This is a genomic window from Tengunoibacter tsumagoiensis (assembly GCF_003967535.1).
Classification (GTDB): Bacteria; Chloroflexota; Ktedonobacteria; order Ktedonobacterales; family Ktedonobacteraceae; genus Tengunoibacter; species Tengunoibacter tsumagoiensis.
Genome location: NZ_BIFR01000001.1, coordinates 3764257 through 3779548 on the forward strand (window position 1 = coordinate 3764257; position 15292 = coordinate 3779548).

General features: G+C 46.8%; 17 protein-coding genes. 3 read left to right on the top strand and 14 right to left on the bottom strand.

The features are described from left to right. Nucleotides 1-44: 44 nt before the first annotated feature. Together EL628_RS14765 and EL628_RS14770 are read right to left on the bottom strand one after the other, a co-directional pair. Nucleotides 45-1175, bottom strand: coding sequence for a hypothetical protein (locus EL628_RS14765; protein WP_126580693.1), 1131 nt, complete (start codon nucleotides 1173-1175; stop codon nucleotides 45-47). Nucleotides 1176-1465: 290 nt separating this feature from the next. After that, nucleotides 1466-1789: a hypothetical protein gene (locus tag EL628_RS14770; RefSeq protein WP_126580694.1), complete on the bottom strand. Its 324-nt coding sequence runs from the start codon at nucleotides 1787-1789 to the stop codon at nucleotides 1466-1468. Nucleotides 1790-2268: 479 nt separating this feature from the next. On the opposite strand from EL628_RS14770, the gene EL628_RS14775 reads away from it, so the two are divergent. Further along, nucleotides 2269-2463 (top strand): hypothetical protein, encoded by a 195-nt coding sequence (locus EL628_RS14775; RefSeq protein WP_126580695.1) that lies wholly within the window; start codon nucleotides 2269-2271, stop codon nucleotides 2461-2463. A 98-nt stretch (nucleotides 2464-2561) separates the two neighbouring features. Here the strand turns inward: EL628_RS14775 and EL628_RS14780 are convergent, their stop codons facing one another. Beyond that, nucleotides 2562-2990 (bottom strand): response regulator, encoded by a 429-nt coding sequence (locus tag EL628_RS14780; RefSeq protein WP_126580696.1) that lies wholly within the window; start codon nucleotides 2988-2990, stop codon nucleotides 2562-2564. Between the two features lie 197 nt (nucleotides 2991-3187). Here EL628_RS14780 and EL628_RS14785 point away from each other — a divergent pair, with 197 nt between their 5' ends. Then, a complete protein-coding gene (locus EL628_RS14785; protein ID WP_126580697.1) occupies nucleotides 3188-3661 on the top strand; it encodes a hypothetical protein in 474 nt (157 codons plus the stop codon). Between the two features lie 105 nt (nucleotides 3662-3766). Here EL628_RS14785 and EL628_RS14790 read toward each other — a convergent pair whose 3' ends face one another. The 8 genes from EL628_RS14790 to EL628_RS14825 all read right to left on the bottom strand — a co-directional run bounded on the left by EL628_RS14790 (nucleotide 3767) and on the right by EL628_RS14825 (nucleotide 11969). Beyond that, nucleotides 3767-4906, bottom strand: coding sequence for a WD40/YVTN/BNR-like repeat-containing protein (locus EL628_RS14790; protein WP_126580698.1), 1140 nt, complete (start codon nucleotides 4904-4906; stop codon nucleotides 3767-3769). Nucleotides 4907-5126: 220 nt separating this feature from the next. Then, nucleotides 5127-5510: a zinc ribbon domain-containing protein gene (locus EL628_RS14795; protein WP_126580699.1), complete on the bottom strand. Its 384-nt coding sequence runs from the start codon at nucleotides 5508-5510 to the stop codon at nucleotides 5127-5129. A 38-nt stretch (nucleotides 5511-5548) separates the two neighbouring features. After that, nucleotides 5549-6760 carry an aminotransferase class V-fold PLP-dependent enzyme gene (locus EL628_RS14800; RefSeq protein ID WP_126580700.1) on the bottom strand — a complete coding sequence of 404 codons (1212 nt, stop codon included), beginning with the start codon at nucleotides 6758-6760 and terminating at the stop codon, nucleotides 5549-5551. 479 nt (nucleotides 6761-7239) lie between these two features. Beyond that, on the bottom strand, nucleotides 7240-7506 hold the full coding sequence (locus EL628_RS14805; RefSeq protein WP_245994101.1) for a glutaredoxin domain-containing protein: 267 nt from the start codon (nucleotides 7504-7506) through the stop codon (nucleotides 7240-7242). A 241-nt stretch (nucleotides 7507-7747) separates the two neighbouring features. After that, nucleotides 7748-9001: an NAD(P)/FAD-dependent oxidoreductase gene (locus EL628_RS14810; RefSeq protein ID WP_126580701.1), complete on the bottom strand. Its 1254-nt coding sequence runs from the start codon at nucleotides 8999-9001 to the stop codon at nucleotides 7748-7750. 259 nt (nucleotides 9002-9260) lie between these two features. Then, nucleotides 9261-9458 (bottom strand): hypothetical protein, encoded by a 198-nt coding sequence (locus tag EL628_RS14815; protein ID WP_126580702.1) that lies wholly within the window; start codon nucleotides 9456-9458, stop codon nucleotides 9261-9263. 264 nt (nucleotides 9459-9722) lie between these two features. Beyond that, complete coding sequence (locus tag EL628_RS14820; RefSeq protein ID WP_126580703.1) at nucleotides 9723-10742, bottom strand: hypothetical protein; 1020 nt, start codon at nucleotides 10740-10742, stop codon at nucleotides 9723-9725. A 225-nt stretch (nucleotides 10743-10967) separates the two neighbouring features. After that, entirely contained in the window at nucleotides 10968-11969 is a 1002-nt protein-coding gene (locus EL628_RS14825; protein ID WP_126580704.1) for a phosphotransferase, read from the bottom strand. A 258-nt stretch (nucleotides 11970-12227) separates the two neighbouring features. On the opposite strand from EL628_RS14825, the gene EL628_RS14830 reads away from it, so the two are divergent. After that, nucleotides 12228-12842 (top strand): helix-hairpin-helix domain-containing protein, encoded by a 615-nt coding sequence (locus EL628_RS14830; RefSeq protein ID WP_126580705.1) that lies wholly within the window; start codon nucleotides 12228-12230, stop codon nucleotides 12840-12842. Nucleotides 12843-12925: 83 nt separating this feature from the next. Here EL628_RS14830 and EL628_RS14835 read toward each other — a convergent pair whose 3' ends face one another. The 3 genes from EL628_RS14835 to EL628_RS14845 all read right to left on the bottom strand — a co-directional run bounded on the left by EL628_RS14835 (nucleotide 12926) and on the right by EL628_RS14845 (nucleotide 15000). Beyond that, nucleotides 12926-13768 (bottom strand): aminotransferase class IV, encoded by an 843-nt coding sequence (locus EL628_RS14835; RefSeq protein WP_126580706.1) that lies wholly within the window; start codon nucleotides 13766-13768, stop codon nucleotides 12926-12928. A gap of 60 nt (nucleotides 13769-13828) precedes the next feature. Then, nucleotides 13829-14497 carry a hypothetical protein gene (locus EL628_RS14840; protein ID WP_126580707.1) on the bottom strand — a complete coding sequence of 223 codons (669 nt, stop codon included), beginning with the start codon at nucleotides 14495-14497 and terminating at the stop codon, nucleotides 13829-13831. Between the two features lie 92 nt (nucleotides 14498-14589). Further along, nucleotides 14590-15000: an EVE domain-containing protein gene (locus tag EL628_RS14845; RefSeq protein ID WP_126580708.1), complete on the bottom strand. Its 411-nt coding sequence runs from the start codon at nucleotides 14998-15000 to the stop codon at nucleotides 14590-14592. Nucleotides 15001-15292: the final 292 nt, after the last annotated feature.

A 15292-nucleotide genomic window follows, 5' to 3' on the forward strand; every position in this document is an offset into this window, starting at 1 on the left:
CCCAACCGCCTACCATCTGGCCTGATCTCCCCTGGTAATGGGCACTAATTTCCATAGGTAATGACCATTGGAGCAGGATCAAGCGCAAGTACCTCCTGTGGAGTCATGAGAGAAGTTTTGGACTCCAAATGATAGAAGATCTTAAAACCTCCATATTGAAAATTCTGATATTTCAACATATCATTCTTTACCCACTGCTCATATTGTGCCTTTTTGATATCATGATCGCCCGGGAAACCACCCACACTATCAATGTGCATGACCGTATCCACTCGTGGATCGAAGCGAAGATTCCGCTTATCTGCATACTCCGCTTGTGATGCATCGGTCGGATCTGCCAATTCGTCGCCATCGCCACGATATTGATGAAGAATGAGTATCTTCCGCGGAACATGATATTTCATCGGGAGTTCTGCCAGTGCTGTAATAATGGGATTCAAGTCTGAGGCTGATACATTACTGAGATTCGTCCCAGGAATGCCCGTATGACGAGGAAACATCCATTCAGGATCAATCGCCATATGTACAAAAGAATATTTTTCAAGGTAAGGAAGGAAAAAATTCACTTCATCCATTGGTTGCGCCCAACCAATATTGAGATCGAGAAACAGGAGAAAATTATTAGCCTGACACACATCGATATATTGTTGAATCGTGTCAGCATCTACATGATGACTATAGGTATTCGATGGTCCTGGATCGCCATCTGGGACACTTACAACCAGATCAATGCCAAGTTGAACGGGATGGGCGGGATCAAGATCCTCATAGGCCTTGCCCTGATCCTGGAGCTGCTGAACCATCGCAGGGGTAAGCTGATAGGCTGGCCCGGTTGGCTCTGCCCCTGGAACCGCGTAAAAAGCCACAATGCGATGATCTGGCAGAATACGATTCGCGTCTGGATCAAACGGAGGCGCTGTTGGAGTGGCAGTAGGCCTGGGAATGGCAGTAGACCTGGGAGTCGAAGTAGCTAGAGCCGTTGGAGATGAAGTCACAAAGGTTGGCAAAAAGAGTGAACGAGCCTGGGAGGGTGAAACAAGAAAATCGCCCCCAATGACAATCACCAATAATAAAAGAATGAGTCCAAGGGCCAATAAGAGCATGCTTTTCGGAGAAAACAGACGGCCTGGTGGTCGTCTGTTGGGGGGGAATGACTGCTGACCCGGTTGATACATACGTTTGGCCTCGTATTTCTAGTACAGACATTATTCTGTAGGAAAGAGCAAAGGAGTAAAATACATAGTATATTTCCACCTATAAATTAACACAGGAGTGCCGATACAGAGAAACTCCACTAGTAGGAACGCACCACTACGAAGAATCGTCGCATTGTTTAGAGAGCACCATGACTAACTGGGGATAGGCATACAAAAGGAGCTCAATCATCGCTGATCAAGCTCCTTTTGTATGCTCAGGATTAAGAAGAAAGAGGCAGATACGCCTGATAACCTTCTTTCCAGGTCCATTAAGGCTCGTCAACCACACTTTCAAAATCGACATCATCTTCTTCTGCATCTGGGAACCAGCTACGTGAGGTCTTCCCAACCTTCACCTGTGCAGGCGTGATCGTTGGCACAATCTCAACTACTTCTGGAGGACACTTCTCTAGCTCTAGAGAGATGGTACGCAGTGATGCTTGAAGGTGCTTGATACTATTGAGGGTCTCAATAGAGGTATCCACACCATTCTGCTCAGCCTTTTGTATACTTTCTCTCAAGAGTTTTACTTCATTGGTGAGTTGAGCGTGGAGCTTACGCAACTGGATACATCGGTCTGGATTACTATTCATCTAAAATCTCTCCAAAGCTTTCTCTTCTGTATCCATATCTCTAGTAGAGAACAGAGAGCACTCTCCTCTAGAAGACTGGATGGTCCGTTCCCACACTCCTATTGTATCATCTTCAACTGCACAAAAAAATACTGGCATGCTCTACAGGCAAGGGATCTGCCCCCTTCTAGAAAAAGGACGGTTGAAATCCCCCTTTTGCTTCCATTGGTGATCGTTTCTATGATCGCCATAAAATTCCAGGCGAGAATCATTGTCTGGTAAGGTGGATATTGTAACCCAAAAAGTTGTACTATAGAAGAGTAACAAGAGAAAATTTAACTGCTCACAATCCTACCCTAAATGGGACTCATTTCTTCTCTTATCTAAGAGAGGCTAAAACTGAACCGTTATACGCAACAGTATCGTGAGCCGACTATCTTTCTCTTGAATACATACGATTTGTGTTCTGTAGCTTTTTTTATTCGTAAGGGAGGATCGTAGTGAACACATCCGAACAGAAAACAACCACCACAACGCATGCTACTACTGATAAAGTGATTCAGATTCTCAAAAAGAATCCTACTATCAGTGATGCCGATCTTGCCGAACAAGCTGGCCTAAAATCTGAGGCTGCGGCCCGTGGGTGGCGTACAGTCGCTGAAGAGACCATGCGCGGCTGGAAGTGGGGCTATTAATTAACCCTACCAAACGTCTAAACGTGTCCATGTAGGAATATAGATAGAAAAGACAGAGAGCCTGGCGGAGAAAGATCGCTGGCAACAACGGTCCGTTGTCAGTCATCTGCTCCGATGGCTTGATCTGAATCAAGAACCTGTTGAATAGTCTGGATCAAGCCTTGAAAGGTAAATGGTTTCTCAATAAAACTTGCCTGGGGGGCAACGCTCAATGCCTGCTTAATTTCAGCAGGAGTGGCTGCTGTGCAAAAAATAAGTGGAAGTGAACTGGTACTAGGATGAGAGCGTAACGAACGGAGAACTTCCAGACCAGGAATGTCTGGTAGATGCAGATCGAGAATTAAGACATCTGGCGTCTTGCTCTCCTCAATTGCATCTGGCCATAAATGCTGTGCCGACGGTAAAAGCGCATCCAAACAGGCTTGTGGATGATTATACACAATGACATGATGTCCAGCATATTGCAACATTGTTGAACATAATTTCGCTATGCGCGTATTATCTTCAAGTAGACCAATCTGAGCCATAAATCACAAAATCCTCGATTGCCTATCGATACTCCTCTCAAATTGTAATATCTCTATCTACAGCTGTCAAGTAATGCTCTCCTCCTGAGGCCCCTCTCGACGCGGTTGGCCGCTTGAGGTACAATTGGAAAAGCAATTTTTCTTTGCGCTAGCTTCTATCTTACATGCAATAAGATTGAGATATTATAGGAACTTTGATGAGCGAACAGAATGTTGAACACGAAATAGTACACAAGCACCCAATCAGTGTGGTGCGTTTTGGGATGGGAAAAGAGATTCAACTCTATACCGATGAGCTGGTGGTGACTGGCCAGGAGGAGGACCAGGAGCTTCGCGTCCAATTAGAGGCGATCAAACGCCTGACGCTCGTTCCTGGTGATCCCAATCCGGGCAAGCTTGTTCTCATGGCTGATCTTGATGACGAGACAACGATTATTTTAGTTGAAGGAATGACAAATGCTCGTGGTTTCCGCGAGATGATTCCTCATTTACAAGAGCATATTCCTGGCCTGGAATTAGATCCTCCTGATATGGCGGAACAGCTACGGCAAGCGCTCAATAATCGCCGCGCATGGAGTCTTACCTGCTACGGAACGATTATCCTGTTATGCATCTTTCTCTACGTTCTTTATCTAGTAGTTGCATATATTGGTACAACTGTTCACCACTAGCAACTACATATCAGGAAGAGAGGAAGATCCTCTTGAAAAGAGCTTAAGCCTTTCCTCCTCTTCCCTTTGCTACTGTTCCTACGCTACGAACGGCTCTAAGACCCCCTACTTCACCTCATCTGGCGCTTTTTTCAGCTGAACTGGCCTCCGTCTCTTCCTACCGATAAGCAGAGAGAGCAAGACGAAAAAACCAACAATCAGCAAAATAGGAAGAAGCCGTGACAGTGTCAAATCGCCGCTTGTACCAGGATAACGATACACATTATTAGCAGCAGCAAACAGCTGATTATTCGCATCAGCGCCAGATGCTAAGGCATAGACCGGTTCTTTCATTGGCAAGCCATGTGCAAACCCACTCCATGTCTCACCACCATCTCGACTCTGCAAGACGCCAACATTTGTTCCCGCGTATAATGAAACGGTATCACTCTCCAATAAGCTCCAGACACTGGTCCCAGCTAACGAATCTTTACTACTCACCCAGTGCTGTCCAGCATCCGTAGAGCGATAAAACCCTCGCTGAGCTCCGGCATAGATCAGTCCTTGCTGACTGCTCGCCAGTTGCACACAATTGATTGCCAGTCCAGCCGGCAGGCCCGTATTGAGTGCAGTCCAGGTTCGCTGTACGCGGTCCAGACGATAGACACCCTGAGACGTTGCTGCCCATACTTGATTGCCACCTGAATCATACGTCAGTCCTGAAATCGTCATCCCCGCTGGCAACCCTGAATTTTCAGCGCTCCACGTCTCTCCTGCATCTTGACTCGTAAAAATGCCTTGCTGCATAGTTGCCACGATCATTTGCTTCGGGTCATTTGGCGAAAAGGATAGTGCCATCACAGATCCTCTTGGAGCGGTAGGCCAGAGATCCCAATGTGCTCCATTATCAGTACTTCGCATAATTCCTTGATTGGTAAGAGCGTAAAGCGGATCTCCTGAGGGATGATAGATCAGGGTTGAAAGTGTTATTGGGGCAGACGCAAGTGCCTGCTCCTTCCAGTGGAGGCCTGCATCTGCACTGATAAAAAGCTGACCATGCTCATTTCCAGCCACCAATTGATCTAAATGAGTTGGATTGACAGCCAATGTGCGGATATGACGACCAGCCAGATCGCTTCCTTGCCACTCACCATTTCCACCTAAAATTCCCCCAGACGCCGTAGCACATGAGGAGAAAGCCAACAGACAAACGCATAAAAGAAGACCGCAAGAGAGAGATCGAATGTTTCTCAGTGGTGCTAACATGTACTATTGCCTATCCTTTTTCGCGTAGAGCATACAAACCAGACCTGCTTTACTCCCTCACGATCTGAAAAAATAAAGCAGGTTGAGGGAGAGCTTCCCCCCTTCTCTATCTATAGAAGAATACTACTCTTAAAAAAGAGTATTTGTCTAGATAAATCTCTGGGTTGCATTGGTATCGCGGCCAGGAGGCAAGCTGCTTACCAACTGGACCAGAGGAAATTTAATCTTCTCTTCTAATCACGCGCTGTATATACATCACTGTCTCTTGCATCTCATACCCTTTAGCTAGCTTAATGGTACGTTGTTGAGGCATAAGCTCTTTGATGGTTCCCAGTGCAGGTAGCGTCTCTCGTGCGATGCGCGAAGGTTTCATCCCCAGGCGCGTCAAGAGATTACGCCTCAGGAGCTCGATGCCAAAGCCCAGAGCCACGGCTCCGACGCTGGCAGCGACACCTTTGGGAAGCTGTGGATTGTAGAGCAGGGAGGGCAGATGGTTCTGTCGATGCGCCAACCCGGTTGAAGGTCTCTCGACAAGATCAGTCCCGCACTGACGACAGTAGAGATCCTCTTCTCCATATTTTGTATGACAATTAGGACACTGCATAGATTTCTCCTCTATCTCAAGTGTACAGTACTCCTGTACTACCTTTTTTTGTGTTGTTTTCTCTGCGTCAGGATCTCTGCTAATGCGTCGATCACGACAGCATTCTCTTCAATGGTATTATAAAAATAGGGCGAGATGCGTAAAATCCCCGGGCGCGCATCAGTCATAATCGAACGTGCTCTCAGCTCTTTTACAAGCTCTTCCGGATCCTCAAACTCTAGCCCAACAATCGAACTGCGCAACTCTGGTTCATGAGGAGCTCGTACTGTCCAGCCATGCTCACGAGCGCGCGCAATGAGATCATTTGTTAGATACCGTGAACGCTCGCCAATACTTTCGACACTGGCCTCTAGAACGATATCCAGCCCTCCATTAGCGGCATAGACCGCAGCCATAGCCGGCGTTCCCAGTTCTACCCTGGCTGCATCTGGCCGCCATTCAAACGTCTGCGCCTGAAACTGAAACTGGTTGCGCTGGCCAAACCAGCCGGCCACTACGGGCTCTACATGCGGTATAAGCCCCTCACGAATATAGACAAAAGCGAGTCCAGGTCCCCCCAACAACCATTTCAACGAGCCAGTGACCAGAAAATCAATATCCAGGGCATTTACATTGATAGGGATCTGACCAGTTCCCTGATAGTCATCAACCAGAATAAAAGCTCCATGTTTATGAGCAATATCTGCTACAGCTCGAATATCCTGGATATACCCGCTCGTATCACAGACGCGCGACGTCGCAATGAGAGCGGTCTGACTATCTACCAGCGGCGTAAATAGCTCCGGGCTGACATAGATCTGGTCAGGGCTCTCTACAAAGCGACAGGTAAGCCCCTGCCGCTCTTTTGCCAACCACTGATAAGCAAGCGTTGGGAAATCTAGCGCTGATAGCACAACATTCGTACGGGTCTGATAGTCCAGAGCCGAAGAGATAACACTGAGAGCCGTTGAAACATTGGGCGCAATGGCAACTTCATGTAACTGAGCACCGATTAAGGTCGCAAATTTCTTTCGCGCCCGCGCAATCTCATCTAACCAGAGCTCGGACCAGGCGTGTGCCCCCCACTCATTCCACGTCTCCATAAACTGCGTGACATTCTGCATCGAACGCTGAGAAAGAGCACCCAGTGAACAACTATTGAGATATGTTCTTCGCTGCAAAAGAGGAAACTCATCCCGAAAGACCAGGAGTTCTGGATGTTCAAGGGCTGGTGGGACCGGATACTGCATCCTGGGTTCGCCTGTTGTCATCAACTACTCCCTCTGGCAGACCTCATCATAGTATTTGCCTGCTCCTAAAACGAGAACGCCCAAAGGCGTCTCTGCGCTCGATCTGACCGTGAACAGATCCTACTGACTATTGTAGCGCCTCCGTCGAAGAGAATCTATAGTTTGTGCCAGATACTGAGCTGCCAGCCGCACATTGACTTCTGTGATTCAACGTCCCAACGCTTGTTCAGAAGAGTTTCGGTCTCGTTGTTTGCATGCAGCACTAAAATTAATACGGTCTGCTCTTCAAGAGCAGACTCAAGCCATAAGATTATGAGACCTGGCCCTCCCACTTTCAGACATCGGGTTCCTGATCTACAACAACGCATCTCTATGCAATTATAGCTCTAAGCTCAAAATATACAATTTTCACCAGACAGAAAGTGGTACTTTTGTTCAATATAAGCACCAACAAAAAAACTCCTGTTTCGGAACAGGAGTTTTTTTGTTGGTTTTGCGAGCTATTCGGTGGGGAATTTGGCTGCGAGGGCTCGTGCATCAGGCTCTACCAGAATTGAACCATCTGGGAAGATAATGGTTGGAACAGTACGGGCACCACCATTCACTTTCATGACATATTCAGCAGCTTGCTCGTTCTCTTCAATATTAATATATTCATAGGGTACATTGCGTGCATCAAACCAGCGTTTGGCAAAGCGGCAATCGCCGCACCAGGTGGTTGCATACATGCGAATCTTCTTTTCAGTCTCTGGCGTCTCTGCTGTCACGATTTTCTCCTTGATAGTGATAGATAGTTGCAAGATGTCTCTAGATTTCTCTTCTTACTGATCAGAACACGGTTGTTTACTGATCTATTCCCAAGTCAGTGCACCTATTCATACGTATCCTTCCTTGCAGAAGACAATATTCATCTAAAAGCACATTGTGAGAGAAGTATCAGCTGCAAAAGAAAGCAGCCAGCTTCAATGATGGCTGCTTTTGACGACAAGATAGGTGGAGTGAGCGAACTCACAATGAGCCTTCGATAGAGGTAGGGGCAGGCTTATTAATCCGCTCGAGCATAAGATCCAGGAAACGTTTTCCTCCACGCGCTGCCAATCCAGGATTACGGGCGAGAATTCCCATGACCAGGCTGGCACTGTAGTCTCCTCTCAGGGCTTGCGCCAACTGAGCTGGTGTCATTCTCTTGAGCAGGTCCAGTGAATTATCCCACTGGGCATCGCTATAGGGGGCAATATGCTTGTTAATCATGTAGGAGATATCCATATCACGACCAAAACGAGCTCGCCAGCGCTTATCAAAGCGCTCAAGATAGCTACCAGAAGTGTTACCAGCCTTAACGGCTTCGGCAGCCACTTCTCCAGCCATCTGACCCGAGTAGATAGCAAAGCGAATACCCTCTCCAACAAGCGTGGAACCATGCCCACCTGAATCGCCCGCCAGGATCAGACCATCACGTGTAAAGCGCTCCACAGGACCCTCGGAAGGGAAAAGGCCTGTATGGTACTCTAGCGGACTGGCACCTTTAAAGCGTTCGGCCAATTGCGGAATATCGCGCATGATGCGGTCCAGATAGACACGTGCATCTTCGTCGTTATCGGGATGAATAACACCAACGCCCAGACGTACACGCCCGTTACCACGAGGGAAGGCCCAGGCATACCCCTGCGGCGCATATTCACTCCCCATAATCAGATACAACTCGTCCTGGGGATAGTTTGGAGCATAGAGGTCATACTCTGCACCATATCCATAGCGATGGAAAGCCTTGCCCATATCTGTACGTACACCAACATGACGAGCTACGCCACTTGCATCAATCGTGACGTCGGCGCGGACCTCGATCCGCTCACCCACATGAGTCTTGGCAGTCACACCTAATACCCGACCATCCTCAAATAACGTCTGCTCGACGGTGTGTCGAACACGAATAGAGGCACCTGCGGCAACTGCACGAGCCGCCAGATGCTGATAGAGGCCCCGGATATCAACCACACAAGCCACTGCTGGATTATAATACAGAGGAACTTCTCGATGAGGTGTAAGGAAAATAACCTTTTGAATGGGGTGATAGAGGTGTTCGGGAATCCCTAACGCCTTCATATCCTGCACCCAGCTCCCACCGCTAGTATGAATAGGATACCCAATCTCATTCTGGCGCTCCAGTACAAGCGTCTGCACGCCTCGTTTAGCTGCTGCCTCAGCAGCGGCCAGGCCGGCAGGGCCACCGCCTACAATGAGCACATTTTGATTATCTGGCATGAAATACCTTCTTTAGAAGAGTGATGCACAAGCAACGCGTCCAACCACATACAAGCTGCGCGGACGATGCGGTTCTTGCTAAGTTTAAAATTAGTATAGACCAATGCCGTGTAGCTGTCCACTTCCTGGTCGCTCGTTACAACCTTTCACTCGTTTTTTTCATTCAATTCAATAAGGGAGAAAATTGAAAAACAGAAGAGGTTCCTGAGTCTATTCAGGAACCTCTTCTGTTGAAAAATTATACTGTAGAGGATGAGGACTAGATGAACGGGCTTCCAGTACGGATCGCTCGCAGTTCACCTTGATGTCGATACATCAGTGAAAGCATATCAAAAGCTTCTGCACCAGTCAGTACAAATGTATTCTTTGATTCGATATGGATAAAACGGAGACTATCTTCCTGCAATGGATCAAGCTGGATAATATATTCATCGGTCATAACAACTGAAGGAACCATTAAATTTCGCCTCCTGGGGTAAGTACACTCATCAAATCCATGAAGAGATCCACGACATCAAACAAGATAAACAACGCACTCAGGTTCATGGAATGACTACATCGGATCAACAACTATTTGTTACTCTTTTCTTCGTTGAGGAGAGTGTACCCTAATCGGAGCATAGATACAATAACTTCAACTATCAACCAGCTATCAAGACACTAACAAACAGGTAACTAAACAAAAAAAAGAGGCCAGGACCCTTATCTCAGCCTGTTCCTGTCACTTCTTGAAGGGGTGATGTTCTGGTCCTAACATTTCCAGTACCTCAGCTTCCTCTTCATTCTCAGGTTGGTAGCTATCGGCAGCGGGCAGGATCTCCCAGATAGCCCCTTTATTAATGACAAAGCGCCATTGGAGATGAGAACTATTATTGAAATCAGCAGGAGTTGCTGTCTTCAATAGATCAAGTACATCCTCAGGAGTTTTATCGGCAATAGAAAGTTGGCCCGCCTGTACCTGCTGGATATAGCGCTTGAGGATACCATCAGGATCTTCTCGGAAGAGGATGCGCTCCATATTCTGGAGATTGCTCATAGCAGCCTCACGATGTTCAGGAATCGCCATCGCATTGCTAATCCGAATACGCAAGGCTTCAAAGAAGCTATATTGTACCAGACCACTACAGATTAATTGATGCATTGAGGCAATTGAATCGTCTGCTTCATCCCATTTCCGAAAGAAATCAGCAATCGCTCCTGCAGCATCAGCAACCTGTGGAAGAGCACTCAAATGTCGCCTGGCTATACGCTGAGCGTATAAAGCACTGAGCTCATAGACGGTCTTGTTATCATAAAGTCCATTAATCTGATCAAAAGCAATTCCCCGCACATGCCGAAGGTAACTGATACCATGCGCGTCTTCAGCATCCTGAGGATCACGACGCGATTGCTCGTAAGGAGTCTCCTTATACCAATCCAGAATTGGGCGTTTGATCCCTACTGTAAATTGTTCGAACGGTACGACCTCATTGCGCCAGCTTGCCAGATTGATTCCTCTGGTCTTGGCCTCAACTAAAAATGTATTGTTATAGCCTCGATAGGGATCGCTCACAAGATAGAGAATTGCCGAATGACTCCACTTACTGTTCGTCGCTACACGAATCAGATGTGCAAAGATCTCTTTGGGATCTTTGTTTGTACGTAGAACAACATCAGCTATTTGTAAATGTTGCTCACCAGTAGCATGCTGCAAGAAATAATTGAGCGGATCTTGACCGACCAGCTTCGCTTGATATCCCATCTATTTATACCCTCTTAATAGTGGCTATAATGTCACTTCAATTATGCCTCTATTTGGATGTGCTTTGCAAGCATGAAAACAAAAATAGATACCAGCAAAGCTGTTTTAGGAAACCTGGTCGAAGTTAGTAACAAGCAACAATGATAGTATGGCTGTCAATCGAAATTTTTCTCTCTTCTGAACACGAAGTTTTCATGCTGGGTGATAAATACCATTCATGAACATCTACTCTCTGGCCCATTGAGCCCAATCTTCACGATGGGCAACGAGCAAGCGCAAAGTTGCCAGAGTTTTGAGGACTTCACCAATCCCCAGCTCTTGCTCGGCAACTGAAACAGAAAGCCTTCCACTGGCTCGGCGAAGATTATAGTACAACCATCGTAGCCAGTTCCCAGAGCTCCCAGCCAGCGCATCCTCAGCATCAATAACAAGCTTACCACCTGCAACATGATAGCCTTCTAGAACAGCTCGAAATGATTGCTCCACTACTACACCACTTGTAACTCCACTCCAATTTAACGCAGCATCCACAATTTCAAATGTAGGATTGATATACCCGGCGGCCTCCCAATCAATCAGCCATGGCGTTTGAGCATCTTGCCATAAGACATTCTTCTGATCCAGATCCCGATGACTGATTACTTGCATACTAGTTAGTGCTGGCACTGATCGATTAAAAAGCGCAATCCACTCAAGTATTTCAGGATATGCTTGCTGAACTTCTCTTGCCCAGATCGTATCTTTTGTTTCAAGATTATCTATGATGCTGGCCCATCTTTGTTCTAAAAGCCTTTCAATCTGCAAAGGCTGCATTTTTGGCATGTGTATGTTCATTTTATGCATCTGTCCCAACAAAAAACCGATCTGATAAGCTTGATCTGGTGGAGTTGCCTGGGAGGAGTGAGTATTCCCCTCTATCCAAGGAAAGATCAAACAAGAGCTTCCGGCTAACTCTTGTACATACTTACCGGAAATTGACAATGCAGTAACTGCTGGAATCCCTGCCTCGGCAAATGCAGATGCAGCCTCCTCTGAGAGCTCATAAGTAGCTCGCACACCTGGTCGCTGCATAATCTCAGGATTGAGTACTTTCATTGCAAATGATCCCTGTTCGGTCCGAACTTTCCATAGCAGATGCAATAAACCACCTGTAATCGATTCTGGACTGCCTGAAGGGTGGCCAAGGCCAGCCTGGCGACAGCGCTGAATTATCTTCTGCTCGTGCATTTATATGCCTGCATCTTTCCACTTTTAGTCAATCAAAAAAGAATAGATAGAGGAGTCAATATGAAATCAAGATAGCGTATACCACAATGCATCATGCTTCATTGCAACTCATTGTGATTGACGAAGAAGGACTTTTGTGCTATAATTAGAACATGATTTCCACAGAAATATTGCGCTCTATTGTGATGATGTTTTTCTTCGTAGTTCTTCTTCATCTATTCTTCAACTTTTTTCTTAAAAAGAAGAGGAGCATCTTTCATGAGTATCATGCAAATCACTCAGACCATCCAGATTATGCCTTCTGCACCTGCTCGCCGTCGTAAACGCTCCCTCCAACCTACGCTACCTGGGATGGAGATGGACATGGCGATCCCACCTAAAGTTACGAATCGCCAGATTGCTGAGGTGCTCGCAAGTATCGCCGATATGCTGACAACACAACAGGCTAATCCATATCGTATCCAGGCCTATCGTAATGCTGCCCGTGGAGTGCTCAACCTCTCAGAGCCTGCCGCAGATATTCTGGCCCGTGGTGAGTCCCTCCCTATTCCAGGCCTTGGTGATCGACTCCGCTCGCGTATTGCTGAATTAGTGCGCGCAGGGACAATGACATTCCAGAATGGCTTCTGCTGGGATTCAATTCCTCAAGGAGTTCGTACCCTTATGTCAATCGAACATATTGGAACCTATACAGCGCTTCGCCTGTATGATGAATTAGGAATCGATTCAATTGAGAAATTATGGACCGCTCTGCAACAACACACCATTCGTCAATTACCTGGCTTTGGAACACGCAGTGAAGCTCGCTTACGGACAGCAGTAGAACGCATATTGCGTGAACGGCAACGCCTCCCTGTTGGAGGAGCCGCCTAGGGTGAAACAAACTATTCATCTTGATGACGCTTATGCCAGCCATCCAGATAGAGACTACTCTACCTGGATGGTTTTTTGTACACTTAGAAGTCTCCACGTTCTACTAATTCGATAAACAGCTGCTCCAATTCGCTCGTACGTGGACCAGGACGGCCAGAACCAATGGAAAGCTCATTAATCTGTACTACCGGGGTGATCTCTCTGGAGGACGAAGTAAGAAAAGCTTCGTCAATCTGACCCAGTTCTTCTAACAAGATCGGGCGCTCTTCCAGCGCAAAACGTCCCTGAGCAAGCTCACAAACAATATTACGGGTAATCCCGATGAGCACACCTTCACGTGGGGTAATAAGCGTATCGCCCCGAAATACAAAGAAATTACTTTTCGTACTCTCTAAGACATGTCCCTGTTCGTTCACATAGAGTGCATCACCAGCTCCCTGTTTCTGTGCCGTCTTGAGCGAGCGAATTGCAGAGATATAATTTGAGGTCTTTGCCTCGGGTGTTATACGCTGCAAAGAGGTGGTAATAAGTTTCACGCCACGAGCAAAACGCTCCATATCTCGCTCTGGCAGCTCAGTAATAAGAATTGCAACGACTGGCTTACCGATTGGCATAATCCCATCTTCACTCTCACCACCAGTAACCAGAAGACGTAAAGAGGCATGCTCATAAACATTGCGCTCGATCACTTGTTGAATAAGATGCGCAAAAAACTCTGGCGTATAAGGAAGTTCTAATTCAATGAGTTGTGCTGAGCGGTAGAGCCGCTGGAGATGCTCATGGAGATGAAAAGGGCGGCGATGATACGTTCTTAGTGACTCAAAGACACTATAACCACGTAAGATTGCGACATCATTGATTGAGAGGCTTGCCTCATGAGGATGAACCCACTGGCCATCAATATACCACCAGGCGCTTGTATCCATTGTTTAATGACTCCTATCCTTTTGCTGTACTCTCTGCTTCTATTGTACTGCATGTGTTATTCATTGTGGAGGAGGAAGAACTGGATACTGCGCTTGAGGAAGTTCATAGCTCTGCACGCCTGGCTCTTCAGTATTGCGAGCACCTGATGCTTCCTGGGCTCGCTTCTGAGGTACGATAGCCTGATATCCCTGTCCATATGTTTGATATGATGGCGTATGAACTGGCGGTGTGTAATAGGGCTGCTCCTGAGGTCTTAGTGCTCCCGAGCGACGTGCCAGAGCATTATTAAGGGGCTTGATAGCCTTTTCTAGCAGAAAACTGACACCCAATGCAACACAAAGTGCTAAAATCCCCCCACCCATCGAGACAGACAAAACGGCAAAGGCCATAAGCCAGATCACGACATGCAGGCTCATTAGCAATTTATGCCTGGTAAAGTTTACGAATATATTCAAAAACGAGCACAGGGCCAGGGAAAGCAAGAGAATAGAGAGAAAATAGGTATGACTACTTAGCCCAAGCGCAATGCCTGCCAGCAACACAACAGCAGAGAACGCTCGTAACGAATGCCAGCCTTGCCTGAAGAAGAGGAAACCCGCCACAGTCGCAAAACTAAGAGGAAGAAGATACTCACCATAATTGACTCCAAGCGCTAAGAAGCCACCCAACAGAAGGACGATCCAGGATAATCTATTCATAACCAGACGCCAGCTTAATCTCTGTTGCATTATGTCGCTTCCCTCCTCTTACCTCAGGGAAGTCTGGTTCGTTTGCCACTCGTACTCATAAGGTGAGCGCGGAGCGCAAGAAGCAGACAGACTCATGATAATACGAGCATGTACTGTTCTTCCAACCACTTCACAAACTTCTCAGGTACATTCATTGTAGATAAACGGCTCTGCCGAACAAGACTCCAATCATCGAAAAGGTGGGTAGCTTTGATCTCTTTCAGAGTCACTGGTGTAGGAAAACGCTGTTCAAAGGCCAGTTCAACAATCCAACTTTTGCTGTCATCTGGATCGGGCTGAGGATCTGAGATGACGCGTGCAACCCCGACTAGAGCTGCATCGCTCATACTATGATAGATCAAAACACGATCATCTGGTCGCATTGCACGGATGGCTTGTAATGCCTGGGCGCTTCGTACTCCATCCCAGTTGGTCGTCTGCTCGCGCTCAAATTGATCAATTGAATAGGTCTCAGGATCTGTCTTTGCTAAAAAATACGCCATTATTCTCTACCTCTAAGTATCTCTATCTGCACTCTCATCATAACAGATGCCCGCAACAATGCACAGGTATACCTCTTTTTGGGGAAGAAACCTTTATAGAGACAGTTTTGTGACAATCTGCTTCAACTTGATGAGCCTTGAATACGTATACCATATGTAACCATCCTGAACCACAAGGATGAGAACTGACACACTGGACAAGCAAGCAATAATTTGATTGTGCAGAAACAATCTCGTTCTTGTAAGTGAAGGACATTTTATTAAAATTACACGTTGTTAAACGTTGCTAAAT